This window comes from Verrucomicrobiota bacterium (genome assembly GCA_016200005.1).
Lineage (GTDB): Bacteria > Verrucomicrobiota > Verrucomicrobiia > Limisphaerales > PALSA-1396 > PALSA-1396.
The window spans coordinates 80698-100592 of record JACQFP010000053.1 but is presented as its reverse complement, the minus strand read 5'-3'; the positions used below and the strand labels follow the sequence as shown (position 1 = coordinate 100592).

The window sequence follows — 19895 nt, the reverse complement described above, 5'->3', positions numbered from 1 at the left end:
CTGCAGTGCCCCGTTGAACAGGCGGACGATTCGGGAGAATTTGGATGCGACTTTTGCAGTCGCCGGGCGTTTCCGGCGGCGGTCGCGATATTGGTCGTTGGCATCGTTCGCGCGCCATGAGAACCAAACACTTTTTCTTGTTGAGTGCTATCGCCGCCGTCTTGCTTCCAGCATTGGCCTCGTATGCTGCGAAGCCGGTAGAATTCAGCACAGCCCAGCTTGACGAGCTGTGGGCGGAATTCTGGAAATCAGGCGACCCCAAAACAATTCAAGAACCAATGGTTGAGAAGTTATCAGAGCGCGAGGTCATTGAGCGCATGACAGGGAAGTGGCTATGCGCTCGCTTTGGGGATCTGTGGGTCTATGTCCAGCACACTTCCACAAATATCATCACGCCAGACCTCGCGCAGAGCATGGCCTCCGGGTTGATTGATCTTAATTCAAAGCGAAAGGTTGCTGCCAATGATACTGAGGGGAACGTGGATGGCCCGACGGATGATGCCAAGGCGACCAAGCATTTTCAGGAATACCTCGCGAAATGCGGCACAAACGAAATCCGGTGCGTTTGGTTTTTGAATGAGAAACCCAACGTCGCGATGGTGATGACGCTGAATCTTCAGGCCTACAGCGTTTATACAGTGCGGGAGGTTTACAATTGGGCTTTGCAGAGTGAAGAGACGCGAAAGCTTAGCCATTCGCAGGTGCTCAGCCTCCAGAAAATATCTGGCGAGTTACCGCCATCGGATAAGACTGTGGAGTTTGGTAAGGCGGTTTCTGTGTCGATACGAAAGGGCGATAAAGTTGAGGTTTTCAAGTATGACCGTAAGCGAGCGCCAACCGTCATCCAGCGTATTTACGACATCGGTGGAGGATACTTTTACAATAGCAAGGATTAAACTATGAAACCTAAAATCATCCTCTGCCTCGCGCTCGTATTGAGCGGCGTTTTACTCGGCTGTTCCACTACTACCCAAAGTTCAGCAAAATCCGAGCGATGGCACGGCTTTCCAATCCTTCCGCCAATTACGAATGCAAACCCATCCATTCGCCAGGCGGTTTCAGTTCGCGTTCCCACCAAAACTAAAGTGCAGCGGACAACCGACAGCCTTTCTGTGGAGATTGATCGCAGTTCGCTTGAATCCACAAATCTCATGGTTGGCACGAACATGGTGACCGGGGTAGAGAGCAAATGGTATGTTTATCCTCAAGGAGAACCCCGGCTTGCGAATGGCATATATGGATTGGGAGGAACAGATTTCAACCTGGGCACGAGCTTTTGGCACACGAAACAGGGAGGCATTCCATTACCGGGCAAACAATATATTATCGAGGTGGATTTAATTGTTTTTGAAACAGACATACCGTCTCAGCACATGTGGCAACCGCAGAGCAGCAAGAACTACAAAGTTCTTTGGCAGCGAACCCTGAAACAGACTGTTGAATGAATGCGTTGAGCGAACCATGAAACCAAAAATCATCCTTGCCCTCATAATCACGGCTGCCACATGCGGCCGAGCCACGGTCATGGACTTTCGAGTTACACCCACGAACATCACTCGATTCCCGATCTCAGTCCGTGTTACTGATGATAATTTTGGCAAACGCATCGCGGTCTTCTACAAAACAAATGAGACCACGATGGACGAGTTTCTCCATTCGAATCTCACGGTCGGTGATGAGGACAACCAAATCGCTCGGTGCGCCGTCGAACAGCTTTGGAGAACAAACGGCGTGGAGTTCGTCTTCACGATTGCCGATGCGTATGTTTCAGCTTCCCGATTCTACCTCTGGGAAGAGGCACACAGTGGAAAACGCCCTATTTCCAGTGTCTGGCTGTGTTGGTTTTACCTGCGGGATTTCGTCACGAACAGCGTGCCCGGTTCTGTGCGGACTAATTCTGATACCGTCTCACCCGAGATCGTCAAAGAATTGCCCCGCCGCGTAAAGGCGTTGCGGCCCGGTACGAGTCGCGAACAGGTTTGGAAACAACTGCGTCTTACGCCGTACGAAGGCCATTTAGCAGGAGTCTCCTCATTTCCGGAAAAGGAGCAGTACTGGCTCACTTGGAATTACGAGCTTGAACTCGTATATGAGAATAAACCCGGTTCCGATTCGGCCAATCGGAAACTGGTTCGCGCAGCACTTTACAAGAACGGACGGAAGATTAGCGACTCTGGCAAATGAACCGAAAAATCATCCTCTGCCTCGCGCTTGTTTTGACCGGCGTTCTATTTGGCTGTTGCAAGATTGCTCATGCAGATGGACAAGTTTATCGGAATACGAATTACGGATTTGAATTCATGGTGCCGGAAGACTGGACGGCCACGAAAACTAATTTTGAGGTGTTCCATTACAACGACGTGTTCCTGACGGTCAACAGCAAGCGACCTGGCTTGATAATTCAAATGCAAAAAACACACCCAGGTGAATTTCAGTTCAGTGCAAAAACCATACTTCAGCAAATGCAACCGGGCGAAGTATATGTGTCCATAGGTTATTTCGACGGTCCTGGCGGCCCAACGATGAGGCCAGATTCTGTAATCAACGATTTGTTTCCTCTTCTGACCACAAACCACATTTCGGCATCTTCCGAACCGGGTGTGTCTGCGCTTCACGTGAGATTTTTCAAACGCGGGCATGGGTGGAACATATCCGTCTATTTGCGAGAGCCTGTAACGAAAGTGAATCGTCGGAAGGTTATGGTTCTGTTGGAAAGCTTCCGCTTCCTTGACGCGCCAGTGAACAATGTTGCTTGGGCGGAACATCTGGCGTGGAAACAATTGCCGGAAGCCATCCGCGCATCTAGCAATTGGCCGGTTGCAGATTACACAGGCCAACAACCACAATCCGGCCCGCGTTCCGTGCTCGTGAAGAAAGTTGATTCGGGATATTCAGCCACGTTTACTGTGGATGGAGTGGGCAGGTGGAGATATTTGATTTTTGAAAGCGGAAAGGTTGTCCACAGCGACCCGTAGAGAATCAGTCGTCAAAAGGCAAACCATGAAACACAAAATTATTTTCTGCCTCGCGCTCGGTCTCTTGTTCAGTTTCTCTTTGTTGGCGCATTCCGAGACGCTGAATGTGTCGCGCCGTCTTGTCCGGTTTGACGGGGAACCAGCAGCGGGTGCCAAGGTGCGGGTATTGGGTGATTATGGCAGCGGCAACGAAAAGACAGATTTCGAAGTTATCGCCAATGCTGGCGGAATTTTTTCAGCGGACGTTACGCAAGAGGATAAGCAGTGGGTGGGGCACCTCATTGTCAGAGCCGAAGGCTGTGCAATGATGTGCGAAGTAGGCGTCACCGGCCATCCAAAGAGCGCGCCTAGGACGCCCGTGCGTCGGCTCGGCAGACCTTTCAATATCGAGGGCAGAACGACAGACGCCAAAGGTCGTCCTGTTGCCGACGCAAAGGTGTCGCTCGTTTTGGCTCAACTCCAATCATATAATGAAACCCCGTTCAACTCGACGAAGACGCATCTGACCAAGACACCCGAATTAATCGCGCATAGCACCGCCAACGGAGTCTGGTCGATGATGGGAATCGATTTTGTCTTGCAAGATCACTCCGTCCCGGCCACGGCAGTTTTTGAAGCCGTGGCCGACAACCCACTGCGGGCTTCAAAACTCAATATAAAACTTGATCCCGACCCCGGTGCCGAGTCACGGAAAAACGTCCCCCTTGATTTCAGGCTGGCACCGCTGATTCGCGTGGCAGGGCGCGTCGTCAATTCTGTCAATGGCGAACCGGTTGCCGGTGTTCACTGCGTGCGTTCGGAAATATTCACTAGCCTCACCGGTTCGTCGGCCCTGACGGACGAGGCGGGGCGGTTCGAGTTGGAAATCCCTGGACCGCTGCGGATCCTCGGGTTTTACGTCTATCGCGACGGCTTCGCGACGACGACCCTGAAAACGGCGACGCGTGAGCAAGCGACGAGCGATTGGGGGGACACGAATGATCTCCTCATAACCGTCCGGCCGATGGTCTCAGTCTCTGGCACGTTGCTGGACGCGAACGGGAAGCCACCGGATGAACCGGTGGAACTCGCCGCCAACTATAATGATAAAATCAATGCGATCTGGGATCAGGAATGTGGCGGCGTGGGAAGCGAATCAAAAGTTGGCGCTGACGGTTCGTTCAACGCGAAACTACCGGCTGGACATATCACTGTGGTGCTGCTCGCCCCGCCACAGCAGATGGGTTCAGTATGGGGCGTCGGGGCGACGCCAAAGAACTATCGCCTGCAACAGCAGGTCGACATCCCTGCAAAAGGAATGACGGGTTTGCAACTGAAGACGAGCCGGCGAGGACCGTGACCATTTTCTCTGGTAAGTTTTTCTGTGTTACAGCCAGCGAGGTCATTGAACTGAATCTCACTTCGACCACACCAGCAATCAAAAAAATCGCATCGTCGTTCACGCCCAACTTGGTATGGAAACTTGGTCAAAGGAAGACGGCTTCAGAAATGCGCCGCCGGTTTGGCATTGACCACATTGACAATTTCACTACCCAATGTTCAAAAAAATATGCTGGCACAGATGCTTTTCCAAGTTGGACACGACGCTTCAAAAGCGTTAGATAACAGTGGTATGAACCGAGATCGACAACAATTCCTTTGCACAGGGAACTAACTATGAAAACTCACGGCATAGAAGGTTTTCTGGTTGCCTTTTGTCTGAGTGTCGGTGTTTACGTATTGCTTTATTTTGCGATGGTTCGTTCCGGGACGGTGTGGTGGAGCGCTATAATGACTGGGGGTGTAGTGTCTAAGGCCACAGCAACCGCTCCCGATTATGGAGGCATTCCAGAAAAGTTCTTTCGACCGATTCATTACCTGGACAGGATGTACTTCCGACGGAGTAGATGGGGCGATACGACACTACATCCAGTCAATCTGCCTAATCTAGTCCTAACAAGTCGCACGAACTTATTCCAATCAAATAGCACGAACCTGTTTCCATCAGGCATCCCGCACAGTTCCCTTGAAATTAAATGAACGAAATCTGCCGCCCTCTCCGCAATTGATTGCCTTGCCCCTTGTAGTTCCTGAGTGTGCTTGGCTGCCAGAGTGCATGCGGTATCTTGTCTCATGAGCAAATTGACCGCCCGTGGTTCAACTTTCGTTAGACGCCTCACATGCACCCACTCAATTGGCATTATTTGTTTCTCCCTCCCCATCAGTTGTGCGGTAATCGTCGGAGCCGGTTGCGCGGCATACCAACCCTCTCCCCAAGCCATTGAGTCGCGGCAGACAGGCGTCACTAAGCCGGACGCACGCGCACAGGTCAACGATACTCCTGAACTGGACTTCGACGTTTTGTATTCCGACAGCTTCAGCAGCCATTATCCGTTACGCAGCGAGCGCGCTTTCGATTTGGGTGAATACGAACTGGAAGCTCCCGTAGTCGTCTGGGGCGATTCTCACCGCAGAAAGACAACCGTTTTTCGCACCAGAGGCGACAAATACGGTTACGAAAACCAGAAGTGTATCATTCGGATCGAAGGACGGGGCCTTGATCAACCGAGGGAATTGTCGATCACAGATTTCCGCACGGTGACGGTTTCTTGGATAACCGCGAAACTGATACTGATCGAGCTCGACATTGGACATATCGCCGGAGTTGATGCCATTTACGATGTAGAGAAGGATTCTTGGATTTACCAAGAATCCGTATCATATGGGCCGAAAAGGTGAATCGTTGGGTGCCAACGCCACGGCGGGTACACTGCTTCAGATTCGACAGCATTTGTAAATTGTCGCGAACATGAAAAGACTGCGCCTGATTGGTATCCTTGCTGTCGTGATTCTCATGGGATGTCTGGTGTTTGATCTCGCCCTTCTCAGGGAGCCGAGTTATCAAGGGCGCACCCTCACGCAATGGCTCGAACCTGAACCGCAACCCAAGCGGCGGAATCCCTTCAACACCCGGTTTGAGCGTGATCCGAAATCCCCGGAAGTCCAACGGGCCATCAAAGCAATAGGCACAAATGCCATTCCGACTCTGCTCAAAATGATACAGGCCAAAGATTCATTGCTTAAGACGCGGTTGAATTCGCTTCTGGATCGGCAAACCATCATTCATTTACGCTTTCGCAGCGCATCCGTGCGGCGTGGCATGGCTTGGGACGGCTTTGCAATCCTTGCAAAGGAAGCCAAGTCCGCTGCGCCGTCCTTGGCACTGCTCACCAAGGACTCCGATGTTGGCGTGCGAGTAGCTGCACGAGAAAGTCTGCTTCGCGTAACATCGGACAAGGAGCTTCTGGTGCCGGTCCTTTTGGAAGCCTGTCACGATTCTGCTTCCGGACGTGAATTTTTTGCAGCAGCGACTTTGGAGCATATTGCGCCTCAGGAACTCGAAAAGTTAGGCATTCCCGGTCCTCTCCGTTCAATCCATAACCAAGCAAAGAACAACGTCGAAACCAATGAACCTGCTACGACCAAATGAAGCGACCGCGTGCCTTGACCGTGTCCTGGATCGCACGATGAGAGTTTGTCGTCCATGTTCAACACGCAGTAGATCATACTTCCGGCTGGAAAAACCGTACGGCCAGAAAGTATGTTCACCATCGGTCATTTCAATCTCTCTGAATCATTTTAGTCAAACGAACTCCCAGCCTGAGAAGTGTTTTCGCGCCTGCATCGGAATTCGCCTCGGCATAGATACGGAGAATTGGTTCGGTGCCTGAGCCGCGCAGCATCAGCCAGGAGCCGTCTTGCGCAACAAACTTGATACCGTCGTACGATTTGATGTCGGCCAGCGGTGAACCGAGCAGGGCGGTGGGCGGATTGTTTTTGCAGAATTCCATGAGCGCATTGCGTTTCTCCAGCGGGAAATGCGCGTCGATGCGGGCATAGCGGTGCGGGCCGAATTGCTTTTCCAATCGCGCCAGCATTTTGTTAATCGAAGTTCGTTCCGTCGCCAACATTTCCAGCAACATCAGGCCGGCAAGGATGCCGTCTCTTTCAGGTATGTGCCCCGGAAAGCCGATACCGCCGCTTTCCTCGAAGCCGAGCAAGACGTTGCCCTTGAGCATTTCGGCGCAGATGTATTTGAAACCGACGCCAGTTTCGACCAGTTCCAATCCGTAGGCGGCGCACATCTTGTCCACCATCGAGGTCGTGGTCAGGGCCTTGATGACCCGTCCCCTGCCCTTGCCCGGTGGAGTAAGGCCGGCAACTCCACGGGGCGAGCGATTAACGACAAAATGATGCAGCAACAAACAGATTAGCTGATGCGTGCTCAGATACTTGCCCCGGCCATCCATGCCGCCGACGCGATCCGCATCGCCATCGGTAACCAGACAGATGTCGTGCGGATGTTTGCGCAAGTAAATCTGACTGCGCCCGTAATTCTTTTCAATCGGTTCAGGATCGATGCCGCCGAAGAGCGGATCGTGCACGGCGTTCAAGGTCGTGACCTTGCAACTGGTGCCCGCCAGCAGTTCGTCAAAGCAACCCGCACCGACACCAAACAAAGCGTCGTGAGCGAAGCGGAGTTTCGAGCGCGCAATGAGTTTGAAATCCACCAGCCTCTTAACTGCGCGGTAATAGACAGGACGAAGGTCCTTCAACAAAACGAGTTTTTCCTTGAGGGCTTGTTTGAGGTCGAGGGCGCGGATAGGATTTTTATCCAGCATTTGTTCCACGGCCTGACAAAGGGCGGGATCGGCTGAACCGCCGTAGTGAGCCTTGAGTTTGAAGCCGTTGAACGCCGGCGGATTGTGGCTGGCAGTGATCATCACACCGCCAACGGCCCGCTCGTGCTTGACCGCAAAAGAAACGGCGGGCGTCGGTGTTGGCTCGGATGTGAGCGTCACCTGAAAACCGTTCCCCGCCAAGACCTCCGCCGTCCGGCGCGCGAATTGGTCCGAGAGAAAACGACGGTCGTAACCAACAATCGCCCGCTTCTCCGTTCCTTCGACCGGGTTTTCGTTCCAGTAATCAGCGGTCGCCTGCGAGACACGGTCCAGGTTGGCAAAAGTGAAGTCCTCCGCGATGATTGCGCGCCAACCGTCTGTTCCGAATTTGATTTGCGCCATTGAAGGATTAAGTCGCGGCAAGTTGAGGAGCAAGTTGCAGGGGCTGCGCCGAGTTCACAATCTTTCGCATCTTCTTGATCGCGGTCTTTAGACTGCGTTGGCCGAACAAGCCGGTGCCGCTGACAAACGTGTCCGCGCCGGCGCGCGCACACTCCGCGGCGGTGGCGAAGTTGATGCCGCCATCGACTTCGATCTGGTAGTCCAGATTCTTCTCCCGCCGCCAGACGTGGGCTTGTTGAATTTTGGGAAGCGTCTCGACGATGAACGGTTGTCCGCCAAAGCCAGGATTGACGGTCATGATGAGGAGCAGGTCGATTTGTTCGAGGTAAGGCTGCACCAAACCGATGGCCGTGGGCGGATTGATGGCGAGGCCAACTTTCCTGCCCAGCGATTTGATTTTCCACAGCAGCGCGTTGACCTGTTCGCCCAGTTCGACGTGCACAGTCATCCGGTCGGCGCCAGCTCGCGCGAAAGGCTCCAAGAGAATTTCCGGTCGCGAACACATCAAGTGCACGTCCAGAAATAATTTCGTCACCGGCCGCAGCACGCGCACGACTTCCGGGCCGAAGGAAATGTTCGGCACGAAATGTCCGTCCATGATGTCCAGGTGGAGATAATCCGCGCCGGCCTGTTCCGCGCGCAGGGTTTCTTTCTCGAGTCGGCCAAAATTGGCGGCCAGCAGAGAAGGTGCAATAATCATGCGCCAACAGGCTAATGAATTGACTGCGGCTGAGTCAATCACTGGAAAACCGCTCGCGGGAATTGGATTCCCGATGTTTCGTCAAGCCGTGGCCGGCGCCGGTGTGCCCAGACCGGGGAGTTTGGGCGGCGACGGTTTGCTGGGAACTTCGGGCAACGGCGTGCCGGCCGGCGCGCCTGTTGGTGGCTCGACTTGCGGGATCGGCGCGGGCGGCGTGAACCTGCCGGTCCGGACAATTTCATCGACTTGCGTTCCATCCAAGGTTTCGTATTCGAGCAGGCTGTTGGCGATCAATTCCAGCTTGTCGCGGTTGGTGTCAATGATGTCCTTCGCGACCTTGTAACCCTCGTCGATAATTCGTTTCACTTCGGCATCGATTTCCTGCGCCGTATATTCGCTATAAATCTTGCCGCGCGTCATTTCGCGACCGAGGAAGATGTATTCATCGTCGCCGCCGTATTGCACCATCCCCACCTTGTCGCTCATGCCCCACTGTGTCACCATCGCCCGGACCATGGTGGTGGCCTGCTGAATGTCGCCTGCCGCGCCGGTCGAAATGTCGCCCGACACAATTTCCTCGGCAATGCGTCCGGCCATCGTGACTGCGATCATATCCAGCATTTCCTTGCGACGGCGGTTCAGCACGTCGCTTTTGGGCAGGGACATCGTGGAGCCGAGCGATTGGCCGCGCGGAATGATCGTGACCTTGTGCAACGGATGCGTGTGCTTGAGCATCACGTTGACGAGCGCGTGGCCGGCTTCGTGCCAGGCGGTGAACTTCTTGTCCTCATCCGTCATGGCCAGGCTGCGGCGTTCACGGCCCCAACGGACCTTGTCACGCGCTTCTTCCAGTTCCGTCATGCCGACGGATTTCTTGCTTGTGCGCGCAGCGAGCAATGCCGCTTCGTTCAGGAGGTTGGCAAGTTCTGCGCCGGAATAACCGGGCGTGCCGCGGGCGATGACCGACAAATCCACCGAGGGTGAGAGCTTCACGTTTTTGGCGTGAACTTTCAAAATCGCTTCGCGACCGCGCACATCGGGGAGGTTGACCGTGATCTGACGATCAAACCGACCGGGCCGCAACAATGCCGGGTCCAAGACATCCGGGCGATTGGTCGCGGCGATAATGATAATCCCCTCTTGCGTATCGAAACCGTCCATCTCGACCAGCAGCGCATTGAGCGTCTGTTCGCGTTCGTCATTGCCGCCGCCAAGGCCGTGGCCGCGGCTGCGACCGACGGCGTCAATTTCATCAATGAAAATCAAGCACGGTGTCGCCTTGCGCGCTTGCTCGAACATGTCGCGCACCCGGCTGGCGCCGACGCCCACAAACATTTCCACGAAATCCGACCCGCTGATGCTGAAGAACGCGGCATCGGCTTCGCCGGCGATGGCCTTGGCCAGCAAGGTTTTTCCCGTGCCGGGCGGTCCCACCATCAATACCCCCTTGGGAATCCGGCCACCGAGTTTTTGAAATTTCTTCGGGTCCTTCAGGTACTCGACCAGTTCAGAAACCTCCTCCTGCGCCTCCTCGACCCCGGCCACGTCTTTGAACGTCGTCTTGTTTTTTTCCTTGGCCAGCAAGCGAGCCTTGCTCTTGCCGAAACTCAACGCGCCTTTGCCCGCCATTTTGATCTGCCGAATAAAAACAAACCAGATCACCAGGCCAATCAGAAGGATGGGCAGCAGGTTGATCAGCAACCCCATCAACAATGTGTTCGACTTCTTGATTTCAAACTTATCGCTGCTGAAAATCTGGTCCTTGAGTTTATCCGTCAGATAAACCTCAGCCTTGAATGGAGTTTCCAGATGCTTGCCGTCCGTGCCGGTCACATCATATTTTCCCGAAATCTGAAAAAGACTTTGCAGGGGATTCTGCACATCGCAACTAACGTAGGCTTTGGTAATCAAGTTGGAATTCACCAACTGGGTAAACTGATATTGGGTCAGAACCTGGCCGGCGGTATCGTAGCGATCTTTGAACAGCAGGATCAGCAGGATGCTGCTGATGATGGCGCTCCAAATAATCCACGTCCGCGGCGGAATCCTAAATTCCCCGCCCTTCTTCTCGTCGTCTTTCAAATTTTTCTCGTCTGCCATCGTGTCAGAGTTTGTTCGCGATACAGTAACATGGCCCAGTTTGACCCGCAACTGCGGGTATTAACGCCGCCGCCATTCCCATTTCAACCGGCGAACCGTCCTCTTGTCTAGCTTGAAAAGCTCGGAAATTCGCATTCCTTCCACCCAAAACAGTTCGCCAGTGGCGCTTACCGCTACAATCAATCCACGCCGTTCGCTGCGCGGAATCTTTTGATTGGTGAACAAATCCTGTAATTTCACTCGCGACGACATCCCAATCGGCTGAAACCGATCACCTGGTTGCCAATGCCGCAGCACAATGGGTGAACCAACCTTGTCGGCGTCAAAATGCTCACAAGGGAAAGTTGAGGGTTGGGAGTTGAGCGTTGACGGTCGAAAGCTTGGCAGTCCGCCCGGTTCGATCTGCCACTGGATTTTTACACAATCAAACACCGTCCGTCCCTTTTTCCCGGTGAATTCAAGTGTTGTTTGCGCGCTCTCAAATGGATTCGTTTCAGGTCTTGTTGTATGAATCCGCCCAGAGGAATCACGATACAGGGAGAGTTGGGGAGTTACCGTGATCACCCGGTCGGTTGCGCCGCGCAGTTCCTCAACCAGATCAAAATCCCCAGCCACCCCAAGTTCCAACAACTGAAGCTGAACGACCCGACGTTGCACCGCAACAGGCAAATCCAGAAAGTTGAGAGATGAAAGATGAGAGTTGAGAGTTAAGCTGAGTGTCTTTGCCACTTTCCCACTTTCCCACTTTCCCACTTTCGAAGACCGTAGGTTGGCAGGTGAGTGAGTGGGCAGGTGAGAGTTCAGCCAGGCGCTCGCGGTTTGCGTAACGAACGCCGCCTCTTGACCGACAATCTCCATCAGGCGCAGCGTCGTCCGGTCCAGGGCGGGTTGGTAGTGCTTTCGCAAGAGCGGAATCAGTTCGTGGCGGATTCGATTCCGCAGAAATTCAACCGACCGATTGCTGGCATCTTCGCGAAATTTAATGCCTTGTTGCCGGGCGAAACCTGCCAACGCCGCCTTGTCCAGATCGAGCAACGGCCGGACCAGCCGCAGTTTGGTTGAGCGTTGAGAGTTTAGAATTGAGAGTCCGGTCACCCATTTCATTCCGGCCAGCCCTTCGCCGCCCGTGCCGCGCAACAACCGGAGAAAAAAGAGCTCGACCTGATCATCGGCGTGATGCGCCAAGGCAACCACGAAAGGAGAGTTGAGAGTTGAGAGTTGAGAGTTGAGGGTGCGGGTGGTCCGCGCAAAAAATTCGTGACGCAACCGGCGCGCGGCCATTTCGACGGACAACCCGCGTTGAGCGGCGAACTGTTTGACATGGGCGCGCTCAACAACGATGGGCAGTTTAAGCGTGGTCGCGGTCTGGCGGACCAATGTTTCATCTGCGTCACTGCTCCGACCCCGGAGCTGATGGTTGAAGTGAGCCACCACCAGACGCCAGTTCTGTTTTGCCGCCAGTTGATGAAGTGAATAAAGCAAGACCATCGAGTCCAGCCCACCGGAGACAGCGACGAGGATTGATTGGCCACGCCGGAACAATCGGCGGGTGAGTATGGATTCTTCAATATGATCAACCAGATTGCTCACTTGGACATGCTATCGAACTATGCGGGCGCGGCAAGTTAAAGGCAGATCGACCACGCCAACCCTTTGGCTTGCGGCAGCAGACCTTTGCTGGGAAAGTTTTCAATTGTGAAGCTGCCAATCGGACTGGTTTGCCTGACTCTTTTTGTCAACGTGCGTTCTACGCCTGGCGCTGAAGCTTTGGAAACGGATCCCGCTCTGCACCTCTTGTTTTGGGACCAAGATGACGTGACCAACACCTTCGGGAAAATTGTCTTTGGCGCCGAATCCTTGCAGCCTGAGTCTGACACAATCGGGTTTCCCAACATGCAGTTCGGTTGCGAATTGCCGCGCAGCGACGGCACCGCCTGGATTTACGGCTGGCGCATGGCCAATTGGGAAGACCGTTCGCGACGAGCCATCGAAATCGTCCGTTGCATGACGGCTGACGGATTACATTTCACGAATACGGAGATCGTCGCCTCGCAAACCAACCAGGACTGGCAGGGGTTCGCCAACATCATCCAGCGTCCCACTGACGGCGCCTTGTTCCTGTTTGCCTGGGCACCAGCCGCGTTGCACGTTTTTCGCAGTTACAATGGGCGCGATTGGCAACTGTTGACGGCGAAAGCTTACGGCGATCACGATGCCATGTGCGTCATCTGGTATCCGCCGTTCGGCGAGTTTGTAAATTATCAGAATACACTTCAGCCGTTTCCCAAGCGTTACCCGGACAACATCGGCGCTTATCGGCGCGTCCTTTCATTCCGTCGCTCGAAGGACGGAGTCCAATGGGAATCCTTTTCGCCAACCTTCCTCATGGGCGAATCACTTTGGACGCCCGACGCGGAAGATCCCGTCGATCTTGAATTCTACCGCTCCATCGTGTTTCCGAATCAAAGTCGCTACGCCATGTTGTTGCAGGATTATCTGGCGCCGCCGCCGGAGGCCAATTCGCGCCGTGCGAAAACCAAACACGGCCCGCGCAGTCATGTCGAATGGGCCATCAGCCGCGACGGTCTCAACTGGCAACGGCCGCATCGGGAAACCGACGCCACCGAAAACACGGGTGGTTTGCCGGTGCAAGGGCCGCTCACTCGAAACGGCGTTATGCGATTTTATTCGCCCGATGGCAAGGCTGCCGTCCTGCCTGAAGACCGCATCTTCTACGTCACCTGCCGCGCCAACGGTGCGTTTTCAACTCCACTGTTTGCGATGCCGTCCACCGGCCTGTTTCTCAGTGCGAACGTCCTTTATGCACCGGCCGAAGGCACGACCGGCCGCGCCTACGTGATGGCCGAGTTGCGCGATAAGAGCGGAGGAGTAATCCGCGGCTTCGAGCGCGGCAAATGTTTGATCGCAAATCAAGATGGCCACGCCATCCCGTTGCGCTGGGACACGGCGGACGGTAGCGCGCTCGTTGGCCGCAAAGTACGACTTCGCTTTTACCTTCGCGATGCAAGAATCTACTCGGTCAGGGAAAAGTAGTTGCCGGGGACAGGGAGACATCAGGGTTGCGGCGCCGCTTGTTCTTCGCCCTGCTTCTTTTCGTCTTTCTTCTGCTTATTCTTTTCGCCTTGCTTGCCCGCGTTCGACTTTCCCTTGCCAGACTTCAGCGACTTAAGCTGCGTCTCGCCCTGTTTCTCGGTCGGTGGACGTTGGGATTTTTTAACCTCGGCGGGTTGCGCGAATTGAGGTCGCGGCTCTTTCCGGCCCTGTCTTTCTGCCTGGGGCTGGATGGACTGCACCGCCGGTTTCTGCTCGCGGATGTCGCGCCTGGTGGCGGGCGGCGGCAATTCTTTCGTCGGTTCGGCAGGTTTGCCAACCTGCCGCGTTCCGCGTGGAGCAACCGTTTTTTTCTCACGAGGTTCAGGCTCCCCGCGCACTGTTGGCTGGACCTTTTTCTCCGTCGCTGAAGGGATGTTCGGTTGCCGGGCGACGACCTCCGTTTCTTCTTTGCGGCGCAGTTCTCGGACCGGCACGGCCTGAACTTTTCTTCCGCTCACCCGTTCGACGACTTCAGTGCGCGGGCCTTCATTGATGACGGTCTTGTTCACGACTTTGATCTTCGTGATGTTGACGGTCTTGTTGATGACGGTTGTGTTGTTGAGGACCACGGTGTTGGGGCGGATGGGTTCCAGGAAGCGGCGTTGTTCTACAAAGACAAACGCGCGCGGCGAGATGAGGGCCGCGTTAAACTCCACGGAGCCGCTGACGGAAATCCTCGCGGACGGAGGCAGCGGCGCCCAGCCGACGTAGCCGCCGCCTTCGTGCCAGTAAACCCACGCCGGCGCCCATTGGATTTGCGGCACCCAGACCCAGCCGAACCGTGCCGTGAAATCCCAGCGGCCATAATGATACGTGGCCCAACCCCACGGCTCATCGCTGGCCCAGTACCAACCTGCGTCGCAGCGCACCCAGTGTCCATTGCAGTACGGACGCCAGCCTACAGCGACGCGAGCCGGCCTCCAGCAGCGCCCGTAAGAACCGACGACCACCCATTCGCCATAAGGACTGAGCGGCGCATAAAAATCAGTTTCCGCGTGAATCACGACCACCGGAGACTCCACTGGCGGCGCATAGACGACCGGCGGAGGTGCTTGTTCCACTGGTGGTGGCAAATACACTGGGTGAGGCGGTGGCGGTTGAACGTAGGTGGTGCATCCGGCCAGCGCCACCAGCAACGCGCTGCCCAGAACGAATCCAACTCTGCCGGCTGAACGATTTGCTATGTTCATAAAGGACTCCTGCTCCAGTGATTTTGTTTCCCGCTAATGAGACGTTGTCTCCCCGGTTTCATTCAACCCGATTCCGCTGCGGCGGCCCCCGCTGGCCTTTCAACCAAACCAGGACTGAATTGATCCCGCTAATAGTTCTCTGACTTTCGCGGTGTGTGGTAACGCATCCAGCGCACATCCACATCGCCCGGTTTGACCGAGATGCGGGACAAGTCGGTAATTCGAACTGGTGGTTTGGTGGTGGACACTTTCCATTGGTGGATCTCCGAATGGCCGTCCGCAAACGCGAAACCGCACGCGCCGTTATGATAGCTGGCGGGCAGATCGATCCACTCGCTGGCGGACGGAGAGAAAAGGCCGGCGTCGTTGATGCTGTCCGGGTGCTCGTCCACGTAGATCCATACATCGGCAGGTCCGGGGAATCTCAACTCGGTAGTCTTTTTCACGTGTGTGAAGGCGGCGTCCATCGGGCCTTCCTCGGCGTTGCCATCGCCGACCACGATGTTGCCTGAAACGCTGCGCACCCGCTCGGTCCAACCCCGGCTTCTTTGCACGTTGCTCAGGTATTTGTCCGCCGGACACTTGAAGACGTTCCGATTGTTGGCGAAATAAGTTGCCAGCTTCGAATAACGCGGGTCGATGAGATACTGAATATTCGTGTTGTGTGGACTGGTGCTCCAATCCAGCCAGCCGACCACCCACGGACCTTTGGCTGCGTCGGGCTGTGGATTTTGGGCGAGGCCGCCGTGGAAGGCGCCGGGATACCATTCTCGATTGTCACCGGTGTACATGTGGGTGGCGACCATCATCTGCTTGGTGTCGTTCATGCACATGATGGCTTGCGCCTTCAATTTTGCCTTGGCCAACGCGGGCAGAAGCAAACCGGCTAGAATCGCGATGATGGCGATCACCACCAGCAACTCGATCAACGTGAAGCCCTTTCTGCGATTCAGCTTCAAGGCCACGAAGCAGGCACCAATGCCGCCAGCAAAACGACACCCGAGATGGCCGCCCTCTGGTGTTCGATAAAACGTGATCGTCGATTTCATTCTCTTGTGGCGATGCAGGATAACATGCCGTCGTAATCAGCAGAGTCAAGCGCGCAATCCTGTCCGCCCTTTCCGTGCCCGCCCAAACACCGAAACGTCCACCACCAAATGCCTGTGGCCACAGAGATGGCGCCCTGTGACGGTGTTTGTTCTTGTTTGTACTGAAAGTGGCACGGGCCTATCCGGCCCCGCGCCGAGAAATTGTTTTCCGGCCCCTCCACCATCAATCCTCAACGATGAGCTTTTTTCGCGCGACTGTGATTTGACAGCCGAATTTCTCCCCGCCACGGAGGAAGTCCGGCGGTGATTCCCGGCAGCCGCACCATTTCGTTTTCGATTTCCGATGTGCGAAAGAGGATTTCCCAGCGACTGGCGCGTCAGCTTGCGCAAATCGGGTGTCGCAAAATAACGCCCCAAAAGTGGCGAACCCGAGCGTTCCCAGCGCTTCCCACCAATTCTCTCGACACCTTCACATCGGGAAAGTCACCAACTTGAGATTGATTGGGTGGCTTAACGCTTCTTCGTGCGCGCGCTCAGTTTTATCAGCCGCCGTCGGGTCTTGCTGACCACTCGATAGTTATTGCGGCGACGTCGTCGTTCGAGCTTCGCCTCGGGAGAAAAGAAATGCGCGGACCAGGCAATAACGACAACCAAAACAATCAGGCCGGCGACCGCCAGCAAAACTGGATTGTTGAAATTCATCTCCGGATTCTAGTGTCGCAATCCCGCCTTGTAAAGTTTCGACGCCAGCAATTACGCGCCGACCCCGGAATCCACAATGGCTGCGGCGCTTGATTGCCACGTGCGCATGCTCACTCCTTTGAAATCGAAATGCCTGCCCCGTGAGCGCTCAAAATCATCTCCGTCTCAGAGTGCCGCTGGATGAAGTCCGTTTGCGTCTGCCTTCGCCTTACCACGGCGCAACAAGGGCGAACGGTTTCAATTAAACAATCACCGGATGCGCCTTGTCCGGGGAGACATCCAAATCCTTCATTGCCTTCGCGACGATCTGTTTTTCCACATCGCCTCTTTCAGCCAGCGCGTGAAGCGTGGCGATGACGGTCATTTCCGCATCAACTTCAAAGAAGCGTCGCAAATTCTCCCGCGTGTCGCTGCGGCCAAAACCGTCCGTGCCCAAGGTCGTCAAACCGCCCGGCACCCACGGCGCGATCTGGTCGGGCACAATTTTCATGTTGTCAGACACCGCCACGAAGACGCCGTTTTCTTTTTCGAGCACGGTTTCCACGTAAGAATTTCTCGGTGTCGCGGTGGGGTTGAGCATGTTCCAACGTTGCGTTCGCAGCGCGTCGTTGCGCAGGAGTTTGTAACTGGTCGCGCTCCAGACATCGGCGGACACATTGTATTTCTCCGCCAGGATGTCGCGGGCGCGCAGGGCTTCGTTGAGGATGGGGCCGCTGCCGAAGATGTGGGCTTTGTGTTTCTTGTGCGCCGGACCAGTCTTGTATTTGTAAAGTCCTTTGAGAATCCCCTGCTCCACACCTTCCGGCATCGGCGGCATCAGGTAGTTGTCGTTGTAGAGCGCGAGGTAATAAAAAACATCCTCGCCTTGCTCATACATGCGCTTCATGCCATCGGAAATGATCACCGCCAGCTCGTACGCGAACGCCGGATCGTAGGTCAGCAGGTTGGGAATGGCGCTGGTCAGGATGAGACTGTGGCCGTCCTGATGTTGCAATCCCTCACCGTTGAGTGATGTGCGCCCGGCCGTGGCCGCCAGCAAAAATCCTTTGGCTTTGATGTCGCCGGCCAGCCACATCAAGTCGCCGATGCGCTGGAAACCGAACATCGAGTAGTAAATGTAAAACGGAATCATGTTGATCCCATGACTCGCGTACGCGGTGCCGGCGGCAGTGAAGGAGGCCATCGACCCCGCTTCGGTTATTCCTTCTTCGAGGATCTGGCCGTCCTTGGTTTCGTGGTAGTAGAGCAGCGATTGGCTGTCCACCGGATCGTAGAGCTGACCCTTGGTGGAGTAGATGCCGATCTCGCGAAAGAGCGCGTCGAGACCGAACGTCCGCGCCTCATCGGGAATGATGGGCACAATGTTTTTGCCAATCGCTTTGTGCCGCAGAAACATGCTCAGCAGCCGGACAAACGCCATCGTTGTGGACGCCGCCATCTTCCCGGAGCCTTTCAACAACTCGGCGCAATAATCGAGTTTGGGAACGTGCAACGGCGGCGCACTGACCTTGCGCTGGGGTAAAAAACCGCCCAACTTCTTTCGCGCTTCGAGCAGGTACTTTGTCTCCGCGCTGTTGAGCGGCGGGCGATAGAACGGCGTGTCCACCACTTCCTCGTCGGCGATGGGAATGCCGAAGCGGGCGCGGAACTCGCGCAGTTCCTTTTCGTTTAATTTCTTTTGCTGATGCGTGATGTTGCGGCCTTCGCCCGCTTCCCCGAGGCCGTAGCCTTTGATTGTCTTCGCCAGGATGACGGTCGGTGCGCCCTTGTGCTCCATCGCCGCCTTGTAAGCTGCATAGACCTTCCGCGTATCATGTCCGCCGCGCAGCAGTTTGGTGATCTGCTCGTCGGTAAGGTGGTTGACCAGCTTGAGCAGTTCGGGGTACTTGCCGAAGAAATGTTTGCGCGTGTAACTTCCCGGCTCGACGGAATACTTCTGATAGTCGCCATCGACGGCTTCCTCCATGCGTTTGAGGAGCAGGCCGGATTTGTCGGCCGCCAGCAACTCGTCCCAGTTCGAACCCCAGATTACTTTGATGACATTCCATCCGGCGCCGCGAAAAGCCGACTCCAGTTCCTGAATGATTTTACCGTTGCCGCGCACCGGGCCGTCGAGCCGCTGCAAGTTGCAGTTGATGACCCAGACGAGGTTGTCGAGATTTTCGCGCGACGCCAGCGTGAGCGAACCGAGCGTTTCCGGTTCGTCCGATTCGCCGTCGCCGACAAAACACCAGACTTTCGGCTCTGCGCTCTTGCCGAGACCACGCGCCCGGAGGTAGCGATTGAACCGCGCCTGGTAAATGGAAAGAATCGGACCAAGCCCCATCGAGACGGTCGGGAACTGCCAGAAGTCGGGCATCAGATACGGATGTGGATAAGACGAAAGCCCGCCGCCCTCGGCCAGCTCCTGGCGAAAATTGTGGAGATGACGTTCGTCCAAACGTCGTTCCAAAAACGCACGCCCATAAATTCCTGGCGACGCGTGACCTTGGAAATAAATCATGTCGCCGGGAAAATCAGCCGTGGGCGCGCGGAAAAAATGGTTAAACCCGACTTCGTAAAGCGTGGCGCAGGACGCGTAAGTGGAGATGTGCCCGCCCAGACCGTTGTGCAAACGATTCGCGTTGACGACCATCGCCATCGCGTTCCAGCGGATGTAACTCTTGATCCGCACTTCCGTCTGCCAATCGCCGGGATAAGCCGGTTGCTTGTCGGCGGGAATGGTGTTGAGGTACGGCGTGCTGACCGGTTGAGGAACTTCAATGCCCGACTCGCGTAATCGCCCCACCAGCTTGTCGAAAAACAACGTCGCTTCCGCCGAATCCTGGTTCTTCAAGGCGGCTTCCAGCAATTGCTCCAGTGCGGCCAACCACTTTTCCGTGGCCTTGCTCTTGGGATTTTCCCGCGCCGAAGAAACGCCGCTGGCATTCACGGTCGCGTGCGCTTTTTTGGATTGTTCCTGAACTTTCACTTTGTTGCTCGCGTTTTGTTGCCGTCCGCTG

At 55.3% G+C, this 19895-nt stretch carries 16 protein-coding genes; 8 read left to right on the top strand and 8 right to left on the bottom strand.

The genetic code is table 11. From position 1 onward, the window contains the following. Positions 1-116 precede the first annotated feature (116 nt). The 7 genes from HY298_19080 (at position 117) to HY298_19050 (ending at position 6444) form a co-directional block, all read left to right on the top strand. On the top strand, positions 117-896 hold the full coding sequence (locus tag HY298_19080; GenBank protein MBI3852365.1) for a hypothetical protein: 780 nt from the start codon (positions 117-119) through the stop codon (positions 894-896). Positions 897-899: 3 nt separating this feature from the next. After that, on the top strand, positions 900-1445 hold the full coding sequence (locus HY298_19075) for a hypothetical protein (protein MBI3852364.1): 546 nt from the start codon (positions 900-902) through the stop codon (positions 1443-1445). A 16-nt stretch (positions 1446-1461) separates the two neighbouring features. Further along, on the top strand, positions 1462-2184 hold the full coding sequence (locus HY298_19070) for a hypothetical protein (GenBank protein ID MBI3852363.1): 723 nt from the start codon (positions 1462-1464) through the stop codon (positions 2182-2184). 116 nt (positions 2185-2300) lie between these two features. After that, a complete protein-coding gene (locus HY298_19065) occupies positions 2301-2975 on the top strand; it encodes a hypothetical protein (GenBank protein ID MBI3852362.1) in 675 nt (224 codons plus the stop codon). 25 nt (positions 2976-3000) lie between these two features. Continuing rightward, a complete protein-coding gene (locus HY298_19060; protein MBI3852361.1) occupies positions 3001-4314 on the top strand; it encodes a carboxypeptidase regulatory-like domain-containing protein in 1314 nt (437 codons plus the stop codon). Positions 4315-5087: 773 nt separating this feature from the next. Then, entirely contained in the window at positions 5088-5693 is a 606-nt protein-coding gene (locus HY298_19055; protein ID MBI3852360.1) for a hypothetical protein, read from the top strand. Between the two features lie 70 nt (positions 5694-5763). Beyond that, complete coding sequence (locus HY298_19050) at positions 5764-6444, top strand: hypothetical protein (GenBank protein ID MBI3852359.1); 681 nt, start codon at positions 5764-5766, stop codon at positions 6442-6444. A gap of 130 nt (positions 6445-6574) precedes the next feature. Here HY298_19050 and HY298_19045 read toward each other — a convergent pair whose 3' ends face one another. The 4 genes from HY298_19045 to tilS form a co-directional block, all read right to left on the bottom strand. Beyond that, a complete protein-coding gene (locus tag HY298_19045; GenBank protein MBI3852358.1) occupies positions 6575-8038 on the bottom strand; it encodes a phosphoglucomutase/phosphomannomutase family protein in 1464 nt (487 codons plus the stop codon). A 7-nt stretch (positions 8039-8045) separates the two neighbouring features. Then, positions 8046-8738 carry a ribulose-phosphate 3-epimerase gene (rpe, locus tag HY298_19040; protein ID MBI3852357.1) on the bottom strand — a complete coding sequence of 231 codons (693 nt, stop codon included), beginning with the start codon at positions 8736-8738 and terminating at the stop codon, positions 8046-8048. Positions 8739-8819: 81 nt separating this feature from the next. Next, complete coding sequence (locus HY298_19035) at positions 8820-10838, bottom strand: ATP-dependent zinc metalloprotease FtsH (GenBank protein ID MBI3852356.1); 2019 nt, start codon at positions 10836-10838, stop codon at positions 8820-8822. Between the two features lie 60 nt (positions 10839-10898). Next, the gene (gene tilS, locus HY298_19030) at positions 10899-12428 is read right to left on the bottom strand and encodes a tRNA lysidine(34) synthetase TilS (GenBank protein ID MBI3852355.1); all 1530 of its coding nucleotides are present in this window, start codon (positions 12426-12428) and stop codon (positions 10899-10901) included. 105 nt (positions 12429-12533) lie between these two features. On the opposite strand from tilS, the gene HY298_19025 reads away from it, so the two are divergent. Beyond that, positions 12534-13892 carry a hypothetical protein gene (locus HY298_19025; protein MBI3852354.1) on the top strand — a complete coding sequence of 453 codons (1359 nt, stop codon included), beginning with the start codon at positions 12534-12536 and terminating at the stop codon, positions 13890-13892. Positions 13893-13912: 20 nt separating this feature from the next. Here the strand turns inward: HY298_19025 and HY298_19020 are convergent, their stop codons facing one another. The 4 genes from HY298_19020 to aceE form a co-directional block, all read right to left on the bottom strand. Continuing rightward, entirely contained in the window at positions 13913-15142 is a 1230-nt protein-coding gene (locus tag HY298_19020; protein ID MBI3852353.1) for a hypothetical protein, read from the bottom strand. Between the two features lie 128 nt (positions 15143-15270). Further along, positions 15271-16095 (bottom strand): prepilin-type N-terminal cleavage/methylation domain-containing protein, encoded by an 825-nt coding sequence (locus tag HY298_19015; GenBank protein MBI3852352.1) that lies wholly within the window; start codon positions 16093-16095, stop codon positions 15271-15273. Between the two features lie 606 nt (positions 16096-16701). Continuing rightward, positions 16702-16893, bottom strand: a complete 192-nt coding sequence (locus HY298_19010; GenBank protein ID MBI3852351.1) for a hypothetical protein — start codon at positions 16891-16893, stop codon at positions 16702-16704. A gap of 241 nt (positions 16894-17134) precedes the next feature. Next, on the bottom strand, positions 17135-19825 hold the full coding sequence (aceE, locus tag HY298_19005; protein MBI3852350.1) for a pyruvate dehydrogenase (acetyl-transferring), homodimeric type: 2691 nt from the start codon (positions 19823-19825) through the stop codon (positions 17135-17137). Positions 19826-19895 lie beyond the last annotated feature (70 nt).

What these genes read in the sequence shown, in the direction of transcription:
- HY298_19080 (MBI3852365.1), top strand. Translation starts at nt 117, where the DNA reads ATGAGAACCAAACACTTTTTCTTGTTGAGTGCTATCGCCGCCGTCTTG.
- HY298_19075 (MBI3852364.1), top strand. Translation starts at nt 900, where the DNA reads ATGAAACCTAAAATCATCCTCTGCCTCGCGCTCGTATTGAGCGGCGTT.
- HY298_19070 (MBI3852363.1), top strand. Translation starts at nt 1,462, where the DNA reads ATGAAACCAAAAATCATCCTTGCCCTCATAATCACGGCTGCCACATGC.
- HY298_19065 (MBI3852362.1), top strand. Translation starts at nt 2,301, where the DNA reads ATGGTGCCGGAAGACTGGACGGCCACGAAAACTAATTTTGAGGTGTTC.
- HY298_19060 (MBI3852361.1), top strand. Translation starts at nt 3,001, where the DNA reads ATGAAACACAAAATTATTTTCTGCCTCGCGCTCGGTCTCTTGTTCAGT.
- HY298_19055 (MBI3852360.1), top strand. Translation starts at nt 5,088, where the DNA reads ATGAGCAAATTGACCGCCCGTGGTTCAACTTTCGTTAGACGCCTCACA.
- HY298_19050 (MBI3852359.1), top strand. Translation starts at nt 5,764, where the DNA reads ATGAAAAGACTGCGCCTGATTGGTATCCTTGCTGTCGTGATTCTCATG.
- HY298_19045 (MBI3852358.1), bottom strand. Translation starts at nt 8,038, where the DNA reads ATGGCGCAAATCAAATTCGGAACAGACGGTTGGCGCGCAATCATCGCG.
- rpe (MBI3852357.1), bottom strand. Translation starts at nt 8,738, where the DNA reads ATGATTATTGCACCTTCTCTGCTGGCCGCCAATTTTGGCCGACTCGAG.
- HY298_19035 (MBI3852356.1), bottom strand. Translation starts at nt 10,838, where the DNA reads ATGGCAGACGAGAAAAATTTGAAAGACGACGAGAAGAAGGGCGGGGAA.
- HY298_19020 (MBI3852353.1), bottom strand. Translation starts at nt 15,142, where the DNA reads ATGAACATAGCAAATCGTTCAGCCGGCAGAGTTGGATTCGTTCTGGGC.
- HY298_19010 (MBI3852351.1), bottom strand. Translation starts at nt 16,893, where the DNA reads ATGAATTTCAACAATCCAGTTTTGCTGGCGGTCGCCGGCCTGATTGTT.